This window comes from Rhizobacter sp. P5_C2, assembly GCF_054049715.1.
Genome location: NZ_JBFULV010000130.1, coordinates 1 through 15,570, shown reverse-complemented (window position 1 = coordinate 15,570; position 15,570 = coordinate 1). Strand labels below are relative to the sequence as shown.

The following is a 15,570-nucleotide window of genomic DNA, read 5'->3' as shown; positions in this document are numbered from 1 at the left end:
GCGCTGCACCGCGGTGCGCAGCTGCTGCTGCTCGACGAGCCGACCGCGCTGCTGTCGCCGCAGGAGTGCGATGCGCTGTTCGCGTCGCTGCAGCAACTGGTACGTGCCGGCTTGTCGATCGTGCTGGTGACGCACAAGCTGGCCGAGGTGCAGCGCGTCGCGCAGCGCTTCACGGTGCTGCGCGCCGGCCGCGTCAGCGGGCGCGGCGTGTCGGCCGGCACCGACGCGTCCACGCTGGCGTCGATGATCGTCGGCGAGCCGCTGCCGGCGCTGCCGGTCGCGCGCGTCGATGCCCGCGGCCGCGAGCCGCTGCTGCGGGTGCGCGGCCTGGCCCACGTGCCGCCGCATGGCCGGCCGGAGCTGCTGGACGCGAGTTTCGATGTCGCGCGCGGCGAGATCCTCGGCATCGCCGGCGTCGAGGGCAATGGCCAGAAGGCGCTGGCCGAGGTGCTGAGCGGCCTGCTCCCCGCGAGCGCCGGGCGGGCCGACATCGACGGCCAGCCACTGTCGCCCGGCGTGCGCCGCGCGCAGGCGATGGGCATCGGCTGCATTCCCGAGGACCGGCTGCACGGCGGCGTCGCGCCCACGCTGGACATCGCCGACAACAGCAGCTCGATCGACTACCACCGCCCGCCCGCGTCGCGCCGCGGCGTGCTCGACCTGGCCTTCATCCGCGCCCGCGCGCGCCGGCTGATCGACGCGTTCGGCGTGCGCGCACGCGACGAGCTGCAGCCGATCGGCATGCTGTCGGGCGGCAACATGCAGAAGATCGTCGTCGGCCGCGAGCTCGACGCGCAACCGCGCCTGCTGCTCGCCTGCCAGCCGACGCGCGGCGTCGACATCGGCGCGGCCGACACGCTGCGCCGCGCGCTCGTGGGCCTGCGCGACGGCGGCGCGGCGGTGCTGCTGATCTCGGCCGATCTCGACGAGCTGCTCGCGCTGTCGGACCGCATCGCGGTGCTGTACGAGGGCCGCGTCGTCGCGCACTTCGCGGCCGGCCAGGCGTCAGCGCGCGAGATCGGCCGCTACATGACCGGGCTGGCGGCAGATCCCCGCGGCAGCGCGGCGCTCGATGCGCCGTTCACCGATTCGACCGAGAGCCGCGCATGACGACACCCTCCGACGGCCTGCAGCGGCCGCCAGCCTGGCTCGCGATCGCGCTGGCGCTCGCCGTCGGCTTTGCGCTGACCTGCCTCGTCAGCCGCACGCCGGGCATCGCGTTCCACGCGCTGCTGACCGGCCCGATGCCGCAGCTGCGCTGGTCCGACGAGACCGGCTGGCAACTGATGCGGCTCACGCGTGTCGGCACCGTGATCGAGGACACGGTCACGCTGAGCCTGCTCGGCCTCGCGGTGCTGTTCGGTTTTCGCGCGCGCCAGTTCTCGATCGGTGCCGACGGCCAGTTCTTCCTCGGCGCGCTGGCGGCCACCTGGGTCGGCGTGCAGCTTGGCGGCTTTCCGCTGCTCGGCCTTCCGGTCGCGCTGATCGCCGCGCTGTCGGCCGGCTTCCTGTGGGGCGGCATCGCCGGCCTGCTGAAGGCGCGCTTCGGCGCGAGCGAGATCGTCACGACGCTGATGCTCAACCTGATCGCGGTGCAGCTGTTCCGCGCGGTCGTCACGCACGCCTTCCACGATGGCGGCATCGCCTACATCGCGACGCCGGCGGTGCCGACGCCGGCGCTGCTCGCGCCGCTGCTGCCGCGCACGCACGTGACGCTGCTCATCCTGCTGGTGCCGCTGGCCACCGCGCTGGCCGCCTGGCTGCTCGCGCGCACGACGCTCGGCTACGAGCTGCGCGTGGTCGGCGATGCGCCGGCCTTCGCGGCGCAGACCGGCGTGCCAGTGGCGCGCACGGTCGCGCTGTCGATGGCGATCGGCGGCGCGTTCGCCGGGCTCGCCGGCTTCCACCTGTCGCACGGGCTGCTGAAGCGGCTGCCGGTCGACCTGAATCCCGGCCTCGGTTTCGAGGGCCTGGTGGTCGCGCTGCTGGCGCGCAACGAGCCGCGCGCGGTGCCGCTCGCTGCGCTGCTGTATGCCTACCTGAAGACCGGCGCGCAGGCCATGGAGCTGGCGAGCGATGTCTCGCGCGAGATGGTGCTGGTGATCCAGGCCTGCATCGTGCTGCTGGTGGTGTCGCAGCGGCTGCTGCCGGCGTCGTGGCTGAAGTGGAAAGCAGCGCGATGAGCCTCGAATCGACCTCGTTCGCGCTGGTCGCCGCCACGCTCGGTGCCGCGCTGCTGCGCGCCGCCGCGCCGATCATCCTTGCCGCGCTCGGCGGACTGGTTGCCGAGCTGGCCGGCGTCGTCAACGTCGCGCTCGAAGGGCTGATGCTGCTGGCCGCGTTCTTCGGCGTGATCGGTTCCGCGTATGCGCTGCAGTGGTTCCCCGGCGCCGCGCCGTGGGTCGCGCCGCTCGTCGGCCCGCTCGCAGGCCTCGCGGCGGCGGTGCTGGGCGCGCTGCTGCTCGCTGTGTTCCACCTCGAGTTCGGTGCCGACCTGATCGTCGCCGGCATCGGCATCAACCTGCTGGCCGCCGGCCTGACGGTGTTCCTGATGGTCACGCTGACAGGCGACAAGGGCTCCACCGCCACGCTCGCGAGTTCGGTGCTGCCGGTGCTGCACCTGCCGGGATTGCAGGGCTGGCCCGCGCTCGACACGCTGCTCAACGGCGACGGCCGCGGCGGCCACCCGCTGCTGGTGTGGGTCGCGTTCGGCGCCGCCGCGCTGCTGTCGTTCACGCTGTACCGCACACGGCTCGGCCTGCGGCTGCGCGCGGTCGGCGAGAACCCCGTGGCGGCGCGTGCCGGCGGCCTGCCCGCGAAACGGCTGCAGTACCTCGCGCTCGCCGCCAGCGGCGTGCTCGCCGGCCTCGGCGGGCTGTACCTCGCGATGGGCTACCTGACGCTGTTCCAGGCCGAGATGTCGGCCGGTCGCGGCTTCCTCGCGCTGGCCGCCGTCTTCATGGGCGGGCGCCGCCCGCTCGGCACCGTGCTGGCCGCGCTGCTGTTCGGCGCGTCGTCGGTGCTCGCGACGCAGCTCGCGCTGTTCGACATTCCGAGCCAGGTGGTCTACATGGTGCCGCCGCTCGTCACGATCGTCGCGCTGGTGGTGTTCAGCCAGCGGCGCGCCGCCGCGCAACGCCGCCTCGCCGCGGCGTCGCTTCATCAATGGCGCGCCGCCCCGCCGGCCGCGCCGCAGGGAGAAATGACGACATGACCCACGCGCTGCACGAGCGCATCCTGGGCTCGCTGTGCCTCGCAGGCATGGGCGACGCCCTCGGAGCCCAGACCGAACAATGGACCATCGCCGAGATCGCCGCCGCGCACGGCGGCCTGGTGCGGCACTTCGGCGATCCGCCGCCCGACACCTTCGCCGGTGCCAACGGCGGCCGGCGCGCCGAGGTGACCGACGACGCCAGCCAGATGTATTACCTGGCGCGTGCACTGCTGCGCGCCGAAGGCCGGCTCGACCACGACGGCTGGGTCGCCTGCCTGCTCGACTGGGCCGCCACCAGCCCGAAGGCCGGCTTCATGGGGCCGAGCACCGCCAACATCGTGAAGGCGCTGCAGAACGGTGACGACGTCTCGCGCGTCGGCGTGATCGGCAACTCGTCGCGCAAGATGAGCACGGTGGGCAACACCAATGGCGCGGCGATGCGCGTCGCACCCTGCGGGCTGGTGCACCCGGGCGACCTGCGCGCCGCCTGCGAGCTGGCCTTCGTGACCTGCCTGCCGTCGCACGACACCGATGTCGCGATCTCGTCGGCCTGCGCCATCGCCGCGGGCGTCGCGCAGGCGCTGCTGCCGTGCTCGCTCGACGCGGTGCTGCAGGCCTGCATCGACGGCGCGCGCATCGGCGAGGAGATCGCCGCGCAGCGCGCACGCCGGGTGCCCGGCCCGCGCTTCGCGACGCGGCTGATGATGGCGCTGAACATCGCCGACCAGGCGCGCGCGGCCGGCGACGATCTCGCGTTCATGGTCGAGACCGAGCAGCAGGTCGGCAACTCGGTGCTGGCCGCCGAATCGGTGGCGGCCGCGATCGGCGTGCTGGCCTATGCCGGTGCGGATCCACTGCGCACCATCTCGCTGTGCGCGTCGATCGGCAACGACACCGACTCGATCGCGACGATGGCCGGCGCGATCGCCGGCGCGATGCACGGCCGCGCCGCGCTGGTGCAGCCGCTGTACGGCGAGTTCCGCGCCGCCAACGACGGCGACTACGAGCTCGATGCGCTGGCCGCCGGCCTCGCGCACATCGCCGGCGGGCGGGTGGGCCCATGAAGAAAGCGCCCGCCTCGCGCGGCATCGACCTGCTCGCCGTCGGCAACCCCTGCGTCGACCTGGTCATCGGCGCGCGCCGCCTGCCGCGCTGGGACGACAAGACGCTCGGGCGGGCGCTCGGCGTCTACGCCGGCGGCACCGAATCGAACGTGGCCTGCGCGGCGAGCCGGCTCGGCTGGCGCAGCGCGGTGTTCGGCGAGGTCGGCGACGATCCGCATGCGCAGTTGCTGATCGACGACTTCCACCTGCACGGCGTGTCGACCGCGCACCTCGCGCCGCGCCGCGCCACCGCGTCGGCGATGACGACGGTGTTCGTCAGCGCGAGCGGCGAGCGGGCGATCGTCTACGTGCCGATGAAGCGGCGCCGCGAGGCGTCGCCCGAGCAGCGCCCCGGCTTCATCGACGCGCTGGCCGACAGCCGCTGCGTCTACACGATGCCCTACGACGCCGAGGCGTTCGCGCGGCTCAGCGCGGCGGCGCGCGCGGTCGGCACGCGGGTGGCGATCGACGTCGAGCGCGAGGTGGCCGGCGACCCGGTGACGCTGGCCGCGCTGCTGGCCGGCAGCGACGTGGCGTTCTTCAACGAATCGGGCTTCCTGTCGGCGAGCGGGCGCATCCCGTCGCGCGAGGCGCTGGGCGACATGCTGGCGGCCGGCGGGCCGCGCGTGATCGTCGTGAGCCTGGGCGCGCGCGGCGCGATCGCGGCGAGTGCCGACGACTGGGCGGTGCAGCCGGCCTGGCCGGTGCGCGTGATCGACACCACCGGCGCCGGCGACAGTTTCAATGCGGCCTTCCTGGTCGCGCGGCGGCGCTGGCGCAGCCTGGCCACCTGCCTGGCCTTCGCGTGCGCGGCGGCCAGCCGCACGGTGCAGGCGGTGGGCGCGCGCTCGGGGCTGGCCACGCCGCAGAACATGGCGACGATGCTCGGCGAGGCGGCCGCGGCGCCAGCCGACGTTGCCGACGAGGACTGTCCATGCTGACCCCCACGAAGATCGTGCTCGATTGCGATCCCGGCATCGACGATGCGCTCGCGCTGCTGATGGCCGCGGCCTCGCCGCAGCTGGACCTGCTGGGCGTCAGCTGCGTCGCCGGCAACCGGCCGGTGCACACGACCACGGCCAATGCCTGCGCGCTGCTGGAACTGGCCGGGCGCGGCGACGTGCCGGTGCATGCCGGCTGCGCTCGGCCGCTCGCGCTGCCCGAGGCGCGCAGCAACCTCGTCCATGGCGAGGACGGTCTCGGTGGCGTCGCGCTTGATGCCGGCCCCGCGCCGCGCCAGGAGCACGCAGTCGACTTCCTCGCGAGGATGCTGCGCGACGAGCCCCTCGGCACGCTGACGCTGATCGCGATCGGCCCGCTGACCAACCTCGCGATGGTCGAGATCCGCCAGCCCGGGCTGCTGCGGCGCGCGAAGGCGCTGCTGGTGATGGGCGGCGCGGCGTTCTGCCCGGGCAACGTGACACCGGCGGCGGAGTTCAACTTCCACGCCGATGCGACAGCCGCGAGCGTGGTGCTGAACGCCGGCGCCGCGCTGACGCTGTTCGGGCTCGACGTCACGTCGCAGGCCGCGATGAGCGCCGACTGGATCGCGTCGCTCGACCGCCTGCGCACGCGCGCCGGCCGCGCGGCGCACGCGATGCTGGCGGCCTATGCCTTCGAGGACCCGCTGCTGCACGACGCCTGCCCGGTGGCGTTCGCGCTCGCGCCGCAGCTGTTCGACTGCCGGCAGTTACACGCCGATGTCGAGCGCGCGCCCGGCCCCGACGAAGGCCGGCTGCGGCCCGACGCCGATGGTCACGGCCCCCGCTTCGAGCTTGCGACTGCGGTCGATCGCGAAGGCCTGCTCGAGCGGGTGCACGCCGAGATCGCGCGGCTCGCCTGAGAGGGTGAGAGCAAATCCGCCATGCCCGCTCATCCTGCCCAAACGCGCCCACTCTGCGTTGCAAATGCTCGCCGTAGCCCGAGCTACGGCTGCGCTTTGCGCCTTGATTGGGCGCGTTTGGACAGGCTGCTCGGGCACGCCGGATTCGCTCTCACCCTCTGATTCGTCAGGCTTCGGCCCGGCCCTGAGCCTCGTCCCGGCGCGCGACCAGCGCCTGCTGCAGCACGATGTAGTCGGTCGCGGCGAAGCTGCCCAGCTTGTCGTACAGCGCGCGGCCCGAGTTCGCGGCCCGGTTGCCCGGCACGTAGCTCGGCTTGTCTTCGCCCTCGCCGGCCGGCAGCTCGGCATAGTCGGCCTTGTCCAGGTGCCCGGCGCGCAGGTAGGCCTGCATGAAGTTCTCGGCCGTGCGGCCTTCGCTGCGCCCGGAGATGCGGTGCGTCGGCACGAACTTGCCGTTCTGGTTGCGCATCGCGTAGTAGCCGTCCTTGCCGACGCCGATCACCACCGCCGGGTCCGGCTTCTTCTCCAGCGGGTGCTTCAGCAGGTCGACCTTGTCATAGGTCTCGTTGATGTTCAGCCCGTCCGCCGGCACGCCCGAATCCTCGCCCACCGGCACCAGCTGGATCGGCGTGCGCAGCATGCTGGCCGTGGTCCAGGCCAGCATCTCGGTCTGCAGCGGCGTCTGCGGCGTGTCGTAGAGCTTGGCGCCCAGGTTCTCGGTCACGACCTTGCCGGCATCCTGCTTGGTCTTCGCGGTGGCCGCGGCTTCGGCCTGCGCGCGCGGGTTGATGTACTCGCGCACGCCCGCGCCGTTCAGGCGGGTGTCGTAGAAGCCGCCCTTCTTGCGGAAATGCTCGTGGTGCAGGTTCTTCGTCGCCTCGTCGAGGTGGTTGACGATCGGGTCGCTGTCCGCACCGCGCAGGATGGCCGCGTGGATCGCGTCCTTGGTGCTGCGCTTGGCGGTGTCGCCGGTGTACGGGTGGCGCCACAGCGCCTGCAGGTCCGCGGCGCTGTCGAACTCCAGCGGCTTGCCGAGGAAGTAGTTCCGGGTCGCGTCGACGAACTTGAAGCCCCCGCGCAGCGGCGGGTTCGCGGCATCGAACGCGGCGAACTTGCCGGTCGCCGGGTCGTACAGCTTGTCGTTCCCCTGCGGCGCCGTCGTGTAGCGCATGAACTGCCCGGTCTCGGGGTGGACCATCAGCGTGCCGTCCGCCGGTGCGCTGCCGCTGCCGTTCGCGAGGTACGGCAGGTGGTCGTCGAAGGCCTTCTCCAGCTGGTAGGTGTCCTGCTGCTCCATGTGCACCACCTGGCCGATGTCCTGCGTCCGCTTCGCCCCCGTGGCCGGCGGCCGCTGGCCGGCGTTCGGGTCCACGTGCTTGGTCGTGAAGACGGCGCCCGGCATCAGGATCACCTCGGCCTGCGCGAGGTCGCTCATCGTCGCGACGTTGACGCCGGTCTCCTCGACCAGGTCGAGGCGCTGGCTGCGGTCGCGCGGCGCCGCGCCGAAGCCGGAGATCGGCAGGTTGAACTGCGCCGCCACCCGCTCCGACCCCGAGGCCGAGAAGATCTCGGTCAGCACGCCCTTGCTGCCCTTCGCGTGGAGCTCGCCGCTCGGCTCGGGCCCGCCGGATTCCGGCTTGTAGGCCGCCTCGGTGACCACCGCCCGCAGCAGCTCGGCCGGGAACTTCTCGGCCCGCGCGCAGCCGATGTTGGCGTACAGCGCCTCGATCGGGTCGACCCGCTCGCGCTTCTCGCCCTTCACGTTGCCGGGCTTGTTCAGCACGTTGTACGGCACCTGCACGCCCGGCACGATGTTCAGGTACTGCGGCTCGCCGGTGACCGGCCAGCGCAGCGGGTAGTGGAAGAACTGCGACTCGACGGTGTAGTCGCGCACCGACTGGTCGATGCGCTTGCGCATCTCGGCGTCCAACACCGCCGGCTCGGTGATCACCGGGATGCGGCTCGCCGGCGCGCGGCCCTTCACGACGTCCTTCATGCCGGCGGCCTTGGTCATCGGCACGTGCTGCGGCATCGAATCGGCCTGCAGCTTGTTGGCGAAGGTGCCGACCCCCTTCGGCACCAGGTCGAGCGGCACGCCGGGCTTGTGGACCGCGCCGTCGCGCAACGCGGCCGGCACGCCCAGCGTCGAGGTCTTGCCGGCCGCCAGCCGCGTGCGCTGCGCATAGTCGACGCTGGTGGGCTGCGGCAGCATCGCGCGCAGCGGCCCGCCTTGCTGCCCGGACAGGTCGAGCGAGCCGTCGGCTTCCGCCAGCGCGTTGTGGCGCCCTTGCAGCTGGGTGCTTTGCGCTTGCACGAACCGGCGCTGGGCCGGGCTGGCCTCGGCGAGGCTGTTGGTGGTCGGCGGCTTCGCGCCGGCCGGCAGCACGGCGTTGCCGGCCTCGTAGGCCTGGGCGCCGAGGATGCGGGCGTCCTGCGCATCGCGGGTCGCCTGCAGGTGCTGCTCGCGCTCGTCTCGGCGCGCCACGGTGCCGTCGTCGGACAGGTCCTGCATCTGGATCGCACGGGCGATGCGGTTCTCGGGGATGCCGGCCTCCAGCGCGGACTGCGTGTCCGGCGTCCCTGAGAACCAGGCGTGCAGCGGCTCGATCAACGAGCCGACGAGCGCGATCGTCGCATCGAGGCTGCCGGCCATCAGGTCGACGCGGTTCAGCATCTGCTTGAGGTGCTCGCGCTTCTGGTCGGTGTTGCTGAAGAACTCGGTGTCGGCCTTGTCGCGCCCGCCCAGCAGCACCTGCTCGAGCTTGGCCCGCACGGTCGCGACGATGCCCTTGTCCTTCACCATCGCCTGCAGCGGCCCGGTGTCGCCGTCCATCAGCGCCGTCAGCGCGGTCTTCAACTGCGAGCCGAAGCGCTCGATCATGCGTTCGCGCGCGATCTGGTGGTCGAACGGGTTGGCGTTCTCGCCGAGGATGCCCTGCGAGTTCAGCAGCTGGCTGAAGACCGGCGCCAGCACCTGGTCGTACAGCCGCAGGTTGACGCGCGTGCGCGCCGCTTCGTTGAAATTGGTCAGCCGCCCGGCCTCGCCCGGCGGCTCGCTCATCACCATGCCGGTCACGCGCAGCATCATGTACTGCAGCGACTCCGCGGCGTCGATGACCATGTGCGCGTAGGGCCGCGCCTCGGGTCCGCCGATGTTGTCGCGCACCGTCTCCAGCACCGCCTTCAGCCCGGACGAGATCGCGAGGGTCGCGTGGTCCCAGCCGGTGCCTTCGCGCAGCCCGAGCGCCTTCTGCAGGCCGAGGTTGATCTCCAGCCGCACCATTTCCTCGAGCGCCGTGCCGACCAGCGTGAGCGCGTTGCGCGCGACGTCGCTGCTCGGGTGCTGCCAGCCCTCGGGGAGGGCCGGCAGGATCGCGTCCTTCAGCGCGGTGACCAGCTCCTGCGCCAGCACGATCAGCGCGGTCGACCCGGCCAGCGTGCCGATCGAGGCCTTGCCGCTGCCGACGCCGGAGAAGCGCGTCGCGCCGTCGATGTGCACGCCGTCCTTGCCGCGCATCGCCTCGTCGGCCATCGCCGACAGCGCGGTGGTGCCGAACTTCGCGAGCGCCAGCATCAGCACGTTGACCAGCCGCGCGCGGGCGCCGCCGCCCGGGCCCGCCAGGTTCGGCTTGTACAAGGCCAGCCGCCCGAAGGCCTGCGCGACGCCGTACGCGTCGTTCGTCTTGTTCACCAACGGACCGGCCTTCAGCGGCTCGCCGGTCGACAGCACCAGCTGCGGATCGGGCAGGCCGTCCGGCGTGCCGTGCCGGCCGGTGTAGTGCCCCTGGTACGAGTAGACGTTGACGTCGGCCTGGACGCGCCGCGAATCGATCGGCGCGTCTTCCTCGTCCTTCCGGTGGCCGACCGACCCGACGTCCATGCCGACGCCGAGCGCGCCCTTGTGGTCGCCGCCGCCCGGCCCGGCAGTGGTCTTCGCGAGCGACAGGCTCATGCCCTTGTCGGTCAGCATCAGGTCGTGCACCGCGCCGTCTTCGGTGGTGATGCGGATCTTCGCGCCGGGCCGCAGCTTGTGCATCACGGTGTCGAGCTCATCCGCGGTGCCCTGCGCGATCGCGTTGTCGCCATGGCCGGTGGCCGACTTCAACAGTTGCCCCGCCGCCGTGCCGGCCCGCGAGACCGCGCCGCCCCTGGCGCCCGACTGCTCGTTGGCCGGCCCGATCAGCTGCCAGCGCTTGATGCCCGACAGCTCGAACATCACCGGCCCGTCGACCAGCACCGGTGCCTTGTGGCCGTCCACCGTGTCGGCCATGATCGAATCCAGCCGCTCGACGCCGCCGTTGTTGTTCTTGAAACCCATCAGGCGGTTCTCGACGCGGTTCCAGTCGAGCTGGTACAGCCGCGTGCCGTTCTTCAGCACCGGCCCGCAGCCCGGGCACAGCGCGTTCTCCGAATTGGCCCACGACACCTTCTTCGGGAACGGCGTCGGGTTCAGCGGCTTCGGCATCAGCACGTCGTCGGATTCCTTGTCGTCGCGCCGGAAGCTCAGGTCCGACTTCGCCGACAGCGCGAGCACCTCGCTGCGCAGCGGCGTTTCGACCAGCGGGTCTTCCCACGGCTGGGTGCCGAGCGCCGTCTGCAGCTCCTTCTTGAGGTCCTTCAGGTGCTCGGTGGTCTGCGCGTCAGTGCGGGCATTGACCTCCGCGAGCACGCGCTTGAAGTCCTCGAACGGCACCGCGAAGTCGCCGTGGCCCTTGATGAAATAGCGGTCTTCGCCGCCGACGTTCTGCTTCACGACGGCGAAGCGCTCCGCGACCATGCTCGGCCCGTCCTTCGCCGGCACGATCAGCACGCCGTCGTGGTCGTTCAGGCCGTTCAACTCAAGGCCGGCCGACGCCGACGGTGCGTAGAAGGCGCCCGGCAGGGCCTTCAGGTTCGCGAGGCTCGTGCCGTAGTTCGCCCGCGCGGTCTCGAACGGTGTCGGCGGCTCGCGCTCCACCGAGGTGTTGCGCGACGACGCGAGCGAGCTTGCCTCGGTCCGGTGGGTGCGCCGCGTGCGATCGGCTTTCGAGACGCGGCGCGTGTCGACCTTTCCTTCGAGCGGCGAGGTCGGCTTCGAGATGCCGTCATGGCCATCATGGCTGCCGAGGGAGGGCTGCTTCGTGTGCGTCAGCGCAGGCGGCGACAGCGGGTTGGCAGGACGCTTGGACAGCTTGTCGGGGAGGGACGGGAAGGACATGGCGCGGTACTCCTTTCGTGGCCAACGCGGTCGTTGGACTGGAATGCCATCAGCGTAGGAATCCGGCGTGCGGCAAAACGAAACCCGAGCGCTGTCATCGTCCAGCCACGCGAAGATGCACACCCGCGGTGCTTGCAAGTTTCACGGAACTGTCATGCGGATTCGGGCTTCCATTTGCGCTAGCATCTGGTACGTACCAGTTTGGTGAATGGGTGTGAGGTGGGAGAAACGATGCACGGATTTCGGCGTGGCAGAAGGACCGTGGGCACCGGCTTGGTGTGCGTTGTCGCGGCCTGGCTGCTGGCGGGTTGCGCCGCGTCGGCGTTGCCGTCTGCGTCGTCCGCATCGGTCGCCTGGCCGATCGCCGGCCTGCGGCTGCTCGGCAGTGCGACGCTGGCGCGCACGCCCGAGGGCGTGCTGCAGTACTTCGGCGGCATCTCCGGCATGGACCGCGATCCGGCCAGCGGCGACTGGCTGATGCTCAGCGACGACAAGTCCGAGCTCGCGCCGGCGCGCTTCTACACGCTGCGCCTGCGCATCGACGCGCAGGGCATCGGTGCGATCGAGCCGCTGGCGGTGACGCTGCTGCGCCAGCCCGACGGCACGGCCTATCCCGGGCTCGCGCAGGCACGCGCGCGGCCCGGCGCGGTGGTGCCGGACCCGGAGGCGCTGCGCATCGATCCGCGCGACGGCAGCCTGCTGTACACCAGCGAAGGCGACCGCGGCCTCGGACTCGACCCGTTCGTGCGCCGCATGGACCGCGACGGCCGCTTCCTGCGCGAGCTGGCTCTGCCGGCGCGGCTGCACCTGCAGCGCGATCCGCCGCGCGGGCCGCGTCACAACCTGAGCCTGGAGGGCCTCGCGTTCACGCCCGATGCGCAGGCGCTGTGGATCGCGATGGAAGCGCCGCTGATCGAGGACGGCCCGCTGCCCGACGCGCAGCACGGCGCGCTGGCACGCTTCAGCCTGCTCGGCCGCGACGACGCGCTGCTGACGCAGGTGGCCTACCCGGTCGATGCGATCCCGCGCACGCCCACCGGCAGTGGACGCCGCGCCGACAACGGCGTCAGCGAGATCCTGGCGATCGACCGCGACCGGCTGCTGGTGGTCGAGCGCTGCGGCTACGAGGTCGACACGATGGTGTTCCGCTTCGCGATCCGGCTGTACGAGGCGGAGGTCGGCGGCGCGCAGGACGTGTCCGCCATCGATTCGCTGCAGCAGCCCGGCGTGCGCCCGGTGCGCAAGCGGTTGCTGCTCGATCTGTCGACGCTGGCGGAGCAGATCGGGCCCATCGACAACATCGAGGCCGCCACCTGGGGACCGCGCCTGCCGAACGGCCACGCGACCCTGCTGCTGGCCTCGGACGACAACTTCTCACCGGGCCAGCGCAACCAGTTCATCGCGCTGGAGGTGATCCCGGCGGACCGGCAGCGCCAACCAGCCCAGCTTTCAGCGTTCACCCGTGACGCGTTGAACCCAATAGTCCGGTTGACGCCGTGACGGTGCGACCGCGTGGACCACCACACCTTCAGTCGTCTGCTGATAGACGATGGAGAAAGGGAACCCCTTCACCCTCATGCGCCTGGTGCCCTTGGGTGCAGGCCTGCCGGACTGCGGGAATGCAAGCGCGCGAGCAGTCGCGGCCTCGACCGCCAAACGAAACTGCCGCCCGGCACCTTCCGCCGCCTTTTCGTAGTAGCTCGTTTCGTGAAGCAACTCTTTGCGTGCTTCGGCAGTGAACCGGACTCCCGTCACGGTGCGATGCGTCTTGCCTCGGCAAACACGTCTTCGGCCTCGAAGGTTCGAACCTCACCTCGTTCGTAGGCCTCCACTCGGCGCTCGATCTCTTCGTCCCAAGCCGCTTCGATGGCTGCGAGCGCTGGCTCCTGAAGCGAATCGAGCAGTCTCTCCGCCAAGCGCGCACGGTCTTCCAGGGACAGCGCCAGACCACGCTGGGCAAGCTCTTCAATCAAGTCCGACATGGGCACCTCCTGCGGGTTTCATGATACTGCGCCCAGCCAACGGCTCAGGCCATGTCCATGGAATCCACCACCGTGCGTTCGAGGGACATTCCCGACATCTCGCACCAGCATGCTTTCGTATAGTCCCCCGATGCCCGCCCCCCACCGCATCCTGGTCCTCGACGACGAGCCCGACGTGCTCGACTGGATCGGCGCGGTGCTGTCCGATGGCGGCCTGCAGGCCACCGCGGTGCAGACCGGCGACGAGATGCAGCGCGCGCTGCGCGAGCGCCCGCATTCGCTGGTGATGCTCGACCTGAAGCTGCGCGGCGAGGACGGCCTCGCGATCGCGCGCGAACTGCGCCGCAGCTCCACCGTGCCCATCATCATGATGAGTGGCAAGGGCGACGAGGCCGACCGCGTGCTCGGCCTCGAACTCGCCGCCGACGACTTCCTCGTCAAGCCGATCTCCGGGCGCGAACTGCTGGCCCGCGTGCGCGCCAGCCTGCGCCGCTCCACCGAACTCTCCCGGCCCGCGGCCCGCCCCGACGACCCGGTGCACGAGCGCTACCGCTTCGGCGACTGGGTGCTCGACCGCACCGCCCGCACGCTGGCGCGCAGCAGCGGCGAGCCCTGCGAGGTGACGCGCGGCGAGTTCGCGCTGCTGGCCGCGATGGTCACGCAGACTGGCCGAGTGTGGGCGCGCGACGAGCTGCTGTCGCAGTTCCGCGGCACCGAGACCGACGCCTACGACCGCAGCGTCGACGTGCTGATCCTGCGCCTGCGCCGCAAGATCGAACCCAATCCGCGCCAGCCCGCCTACATCCGCACCGAGCGTGGCCAGGGCTATGTGTTCGGCGTGCCGGTGACGCGCGGCTGACACGTGGCGCAGGCCATCACGGTGGATGCGGCGGCGGCGCCTGCCGTGCCCGACGGCGAACCGCCCGCGCGCTTCGCGATCCGCACCCGGCTGCTTGCCACCTTCCTCGCGCTGCTGCTGCTGACCATCGTGCTGGCCGTCACCGGCATCGCCGGCATGCGCCATAACCAGCGCGCGCTCGACGACTTCGAGGCTGGCGTGATGCCCGAGATCGCCCGCGTGCTGGAGCTGGCCGAGAAGGTGTCGCAGCTGGCCGCCGTCGCGCCGAGCATCGCCGACAGCGACATGCAATCGCCCAGCCGCAGCGACAGCCAGCTGGTGCGCGTGCTGCTCGGCGAGATCCGGCGCCTGTCGGGCGACCTGCCGACGCGGGCCGATTCGCGGCTGGAGGCGAGCGCGATGCTCGACGGCATCGACCGCGACCTGACCAGCCTGCTCGCGCTGTCGAGCGAGCGGCGCCGCCAGCAGGCCCAGCTGCGCAGCCAGCGCGACACGCTCGATGCGCTGGGCGACCAGCTGTTCCGCAACCGCGTGCGCGTGCAGCGCGAGGCGCCGAGCATGCAGTCGATCTGGAGCACGCTGGTCGCGGCCGAGCTGGCCGACGAGTACACGACGCTGGGCCGCAGCGAGGCCGATGTCGAGGCGCTGTGGGTCTTCGCGCAGCAGGCCGGCGAGGACCGCCGGCTGCCGGCGCTCGCCGCCGCGCTGCAGGCGCTGTGCTTCGGCGACGACGGCGCGTTCCAGCTGCGCCGCCGGCAGCTGCGCACCGAACGCCAACTCAGCACCGTCGTGCAGCTGATGCGCAGCCACTCCACCCAGCTCGGCGCGCGTGCCAGCGCCTACGTGGGCGAGCTGCGCAAGGTGTCGACCGAGCGGCGCGACACGGTGCGCGGCACGGTGAGCTCGGGCGCGTCGGCGCTGGTGCTGGTCAGCGCGCTCTCGGTGCTGATGGCGCTGGCCGGCGCGCTGTACGTGCAGCGCGTGCTGCGCGACCTGCAGGCGATGACGCGCACGATGACGCGGCTGGCCGGCGGCGACGTGGCGCAGCCGAGCGCGGCCATCACGCGCCCCGACGAGATCGGCGAGCTGGCGCGCGCCTTCCAGGTGTTCCGCGACCACCTGCTCGAGAAGCAGCGGTTGACGCAGGGCCTGCACGTGCAGGGCCGCCTGCTGGAGAGCGTGTTCCACAGCATGAACGACGGCCTGTCGGTGTACGACGCGACGGGCGCGCTGATCGTCTGGAACCAGAAGTTCGAGAGCCTGCTGCCGTTCGCACCCGGCGTGCTGCGCCTCGGCGTTCCGATCGGCGAGCTGAACGCGGCGCTGCCGGCCGGCGCCACCTGGCGCGCGGTGGCGGCCGACACCGCGGCGC

General features: G+C 71.7%; 12 protein-coding genes. 9 read left to right on the top strand and 3 right to left on the bottom strand.

All coding sequences use genetic code 11. From position 1 onward, the window contains the following. The 6 genes from ACXJLU_RS29495 to ACXJLU_RS29470 all read left to right on the top strand — a co-directional run. Positions 1–1,110: ATP-binding cassette domain-containing protein (locus ACXJLU_RS29495; protein ID WP_457337166.1), on the top strand; the 1,110-nt coding region annotated here is incomplete at its 5' end. Then, positions 1,107–2,183, top strand: coding sequence for an ABC transporter permease (locus ACXJLU_RS29490; protein WP_457337164.1), 1,077 nt, complete (start codon positions 1,107–1,109; stop codon positions 2,181–2,183). The genes ACXJLU_RS29495 and ACXJLU_RS29490, both read left to right, overlap by 4 nt. Continuing rightward, complete coding sequence (locus ACXJLU_RS29485; protein WP_457337162.1) at positions 2,180–3,214, top strand: ABC transporter permease; 1,035 nt, start codon at positions 2,180–2,182, stop codon at positions 3,212–3,214. The genes ACXJLU_RS29490 and ACXJLU_RS29485 overlap by 4 nt, the downstream gene beginning before the upstream one ends. Next, entirely contained in the window at positions 3,211–4,278 is a 1,068-nt protein-coding gene (locus tag ACXJLU_RS29480) for an ADP-ribosylglycohydrolase family protein (RefSeq protein WP_457337160.1), read from the top strand. Before ACXJLU_RS29485 ends, ACXJLU_RS29480 begins: the two co-directional genes overlap by 4 nt. Beyond that, positions 4,275–5,258 (top strand): carbohydrate kinase family protein, encoded by a 984-nt coding sequence (locus ACXJLU_RS29475; protein ID WP_457337158.1) that lies wholly within the window; start codon positions 4,275–4,277, stop codon positions 5,256–5,258. The genes ACXJLU_RS29480 and ACXJLU_RS29475 overlap by 4 nt, the downstream gene beginning before the upstream one ends. Then, entirely contained in the window at positions 5,252–6,160 is a 909-nt protein-coding gene (locus ACXJLU_RS29470) for a nucleoside hydrolase (protein WP_457337156.1), read from the top strand. Before ACXJLU_RS29475 ends, ACXJLU_RS29470 begins: the two co-directional genes overlap by 7 nt. A 166-nt stretch (positions 6,161–6,326) precedes the next feature. On the opposite strand, the gene ACXJLU_RS29465 is transcribed toward ACXJLU_RS29470, so the two are convergent. After that, entirely contained in the window at positions 6,327–11,357 is a 5,031-nt protein-coding gene (locus ACXJLU_RS29465) for a hypothetical protein (protein ID WP_457337154.1), read from the bottom strand. Between the two features lie 261 nt (positions 11,358–11,618). On the opposite strand from ACXJLU_RS29465, the gene ACXJLU_RS29460 reads away from it, so the two are divergent. Beyond that, positions 11,619–12,857, top strand: a complete 1,239-nt coding sequence (locus ACXJLU_RS29460) for an esterase-like activity of phytase family protein (RefSeq protein ID WP_457337152.1) — start codon at positions 11,619–11,621, stop codon at positions 12,855–12,857. Here the strand turns inward: ACXJLU_RS29460 and ACXJLU_RS29455 are convergent. Continuing rightward, positions 12,807–13,112 (bottom strand): type II toxin-antitoxin system RelE/ParE family toxin, encoded by a 306-nt coding sequence (locus ACXJLU_RS29455; RefSeq protein ID WP_457337150.1) that lies wholly within the window; start codon positions 13,110–13,112, stop codon positions 12,807–12,809. The genes ACXJLU_RS29460 and ACXJLU_RS29455 overlap by 51 nt on opposite strands. Further along, positions 13,109–13,339: an addiction module protein gene (locus ACXJLU_RS29450; RefSeq protein ID WP_457337148.1), complete on the bottom strand. Its 231-nt coding sequence runs from the start codon at positions 13,337–13,339 to the stop codon at positions 13,109–13,111. Before ACXJLU_RS29450 ends, ACXJLU_RS29455 begins: the two co-directional genes overlap by 4 nt. Positions 13,340–13,469: 130 nt before the next feature. Here ACXJLU_RS29450 and ACXJLU_RS29445 point away from each other — a divergent pair, with 130 nt between their 5' ends. Together ACXJLU_RS29445 and ACXJLU_RS29440 are read left to right on the top strand one after the other, a co-directional pair. Then, a complete protein-coding gene (locus ACXJLU_RS29445; protein ID WP_457337146.1) occupies positions 13,470–14,198 on the top strand; it encodes a response regulator in 729 nt (242 codons plus the stop codon). A gap of 3 nt (positions 14,199–14,201) precedes the next feature. After that, the coding region (locus ACXJLU_RS29440; protein ID WP_457337144.1) for a HAMP domain-containing protein at positions 14,202–15,570 on the top strand (1,369 nt) is incomplete at its 3' end.

Coding starts and splice junctions, on each gene's coding strand:
- ACXJLU_RS29490 (WP_457337164.1), top strand. CDS start 1,107: ATGACGACACCCTCCGACGGCCTGCAGCGGCCGCCAGCCTGGCTCGCG.
- ACXJLU_RS29485 (WP_457337162.1), top strand. CDS start 2,180: ATGAGCCTCGAATCGACCTCGTTCGCGCTGGTCGCCGCCACGCTCGGT.
- ACXJLU_RS29480 (WP_457337160.1), top strand. CDS start 3,211: ATGACCCACGCGCTGCACGAGCGCATCCTGGGCTCGCTGTGCCTCGCA.
- ACXJLU_RS29475 (WP_457337158.1), top strand. CDS start 4,275: ATGAAGAAAGCGCCCGCCTCGCGCGGCATCGACCTGCTCGCCGTCGGC.
- ACXJLU_RS29470 (WP_457337156.1), top strand. CDS start 5,252: ATGCTGACCCCCACGAAGATCGTGCTCGATTGCGATCCCGGCATCGAC.
- ACXJLU_RS29465 (WP_457337154.1), bottom strand. CDS start 11,357: ATGTCCTTCCCGTCCCTCCCCGACAAGCTGTCCAAGCGTCCTGCCAAC.
- ACXJLU_RS29450 (WP_457337148.1), bottom strand. CDS start 13,339: ATGTCGGACTTGATTGAAGAGCTTGCCCAGCGTGGTCTGGCGCTGTCC.
- ACXJLU_RS29445 (WP_457337146.1), top strand. CDS start 13,470: ATGCCCGCCCCCCACCGCATCCTGGTCCTCGACGACGAGCCCGACGTG.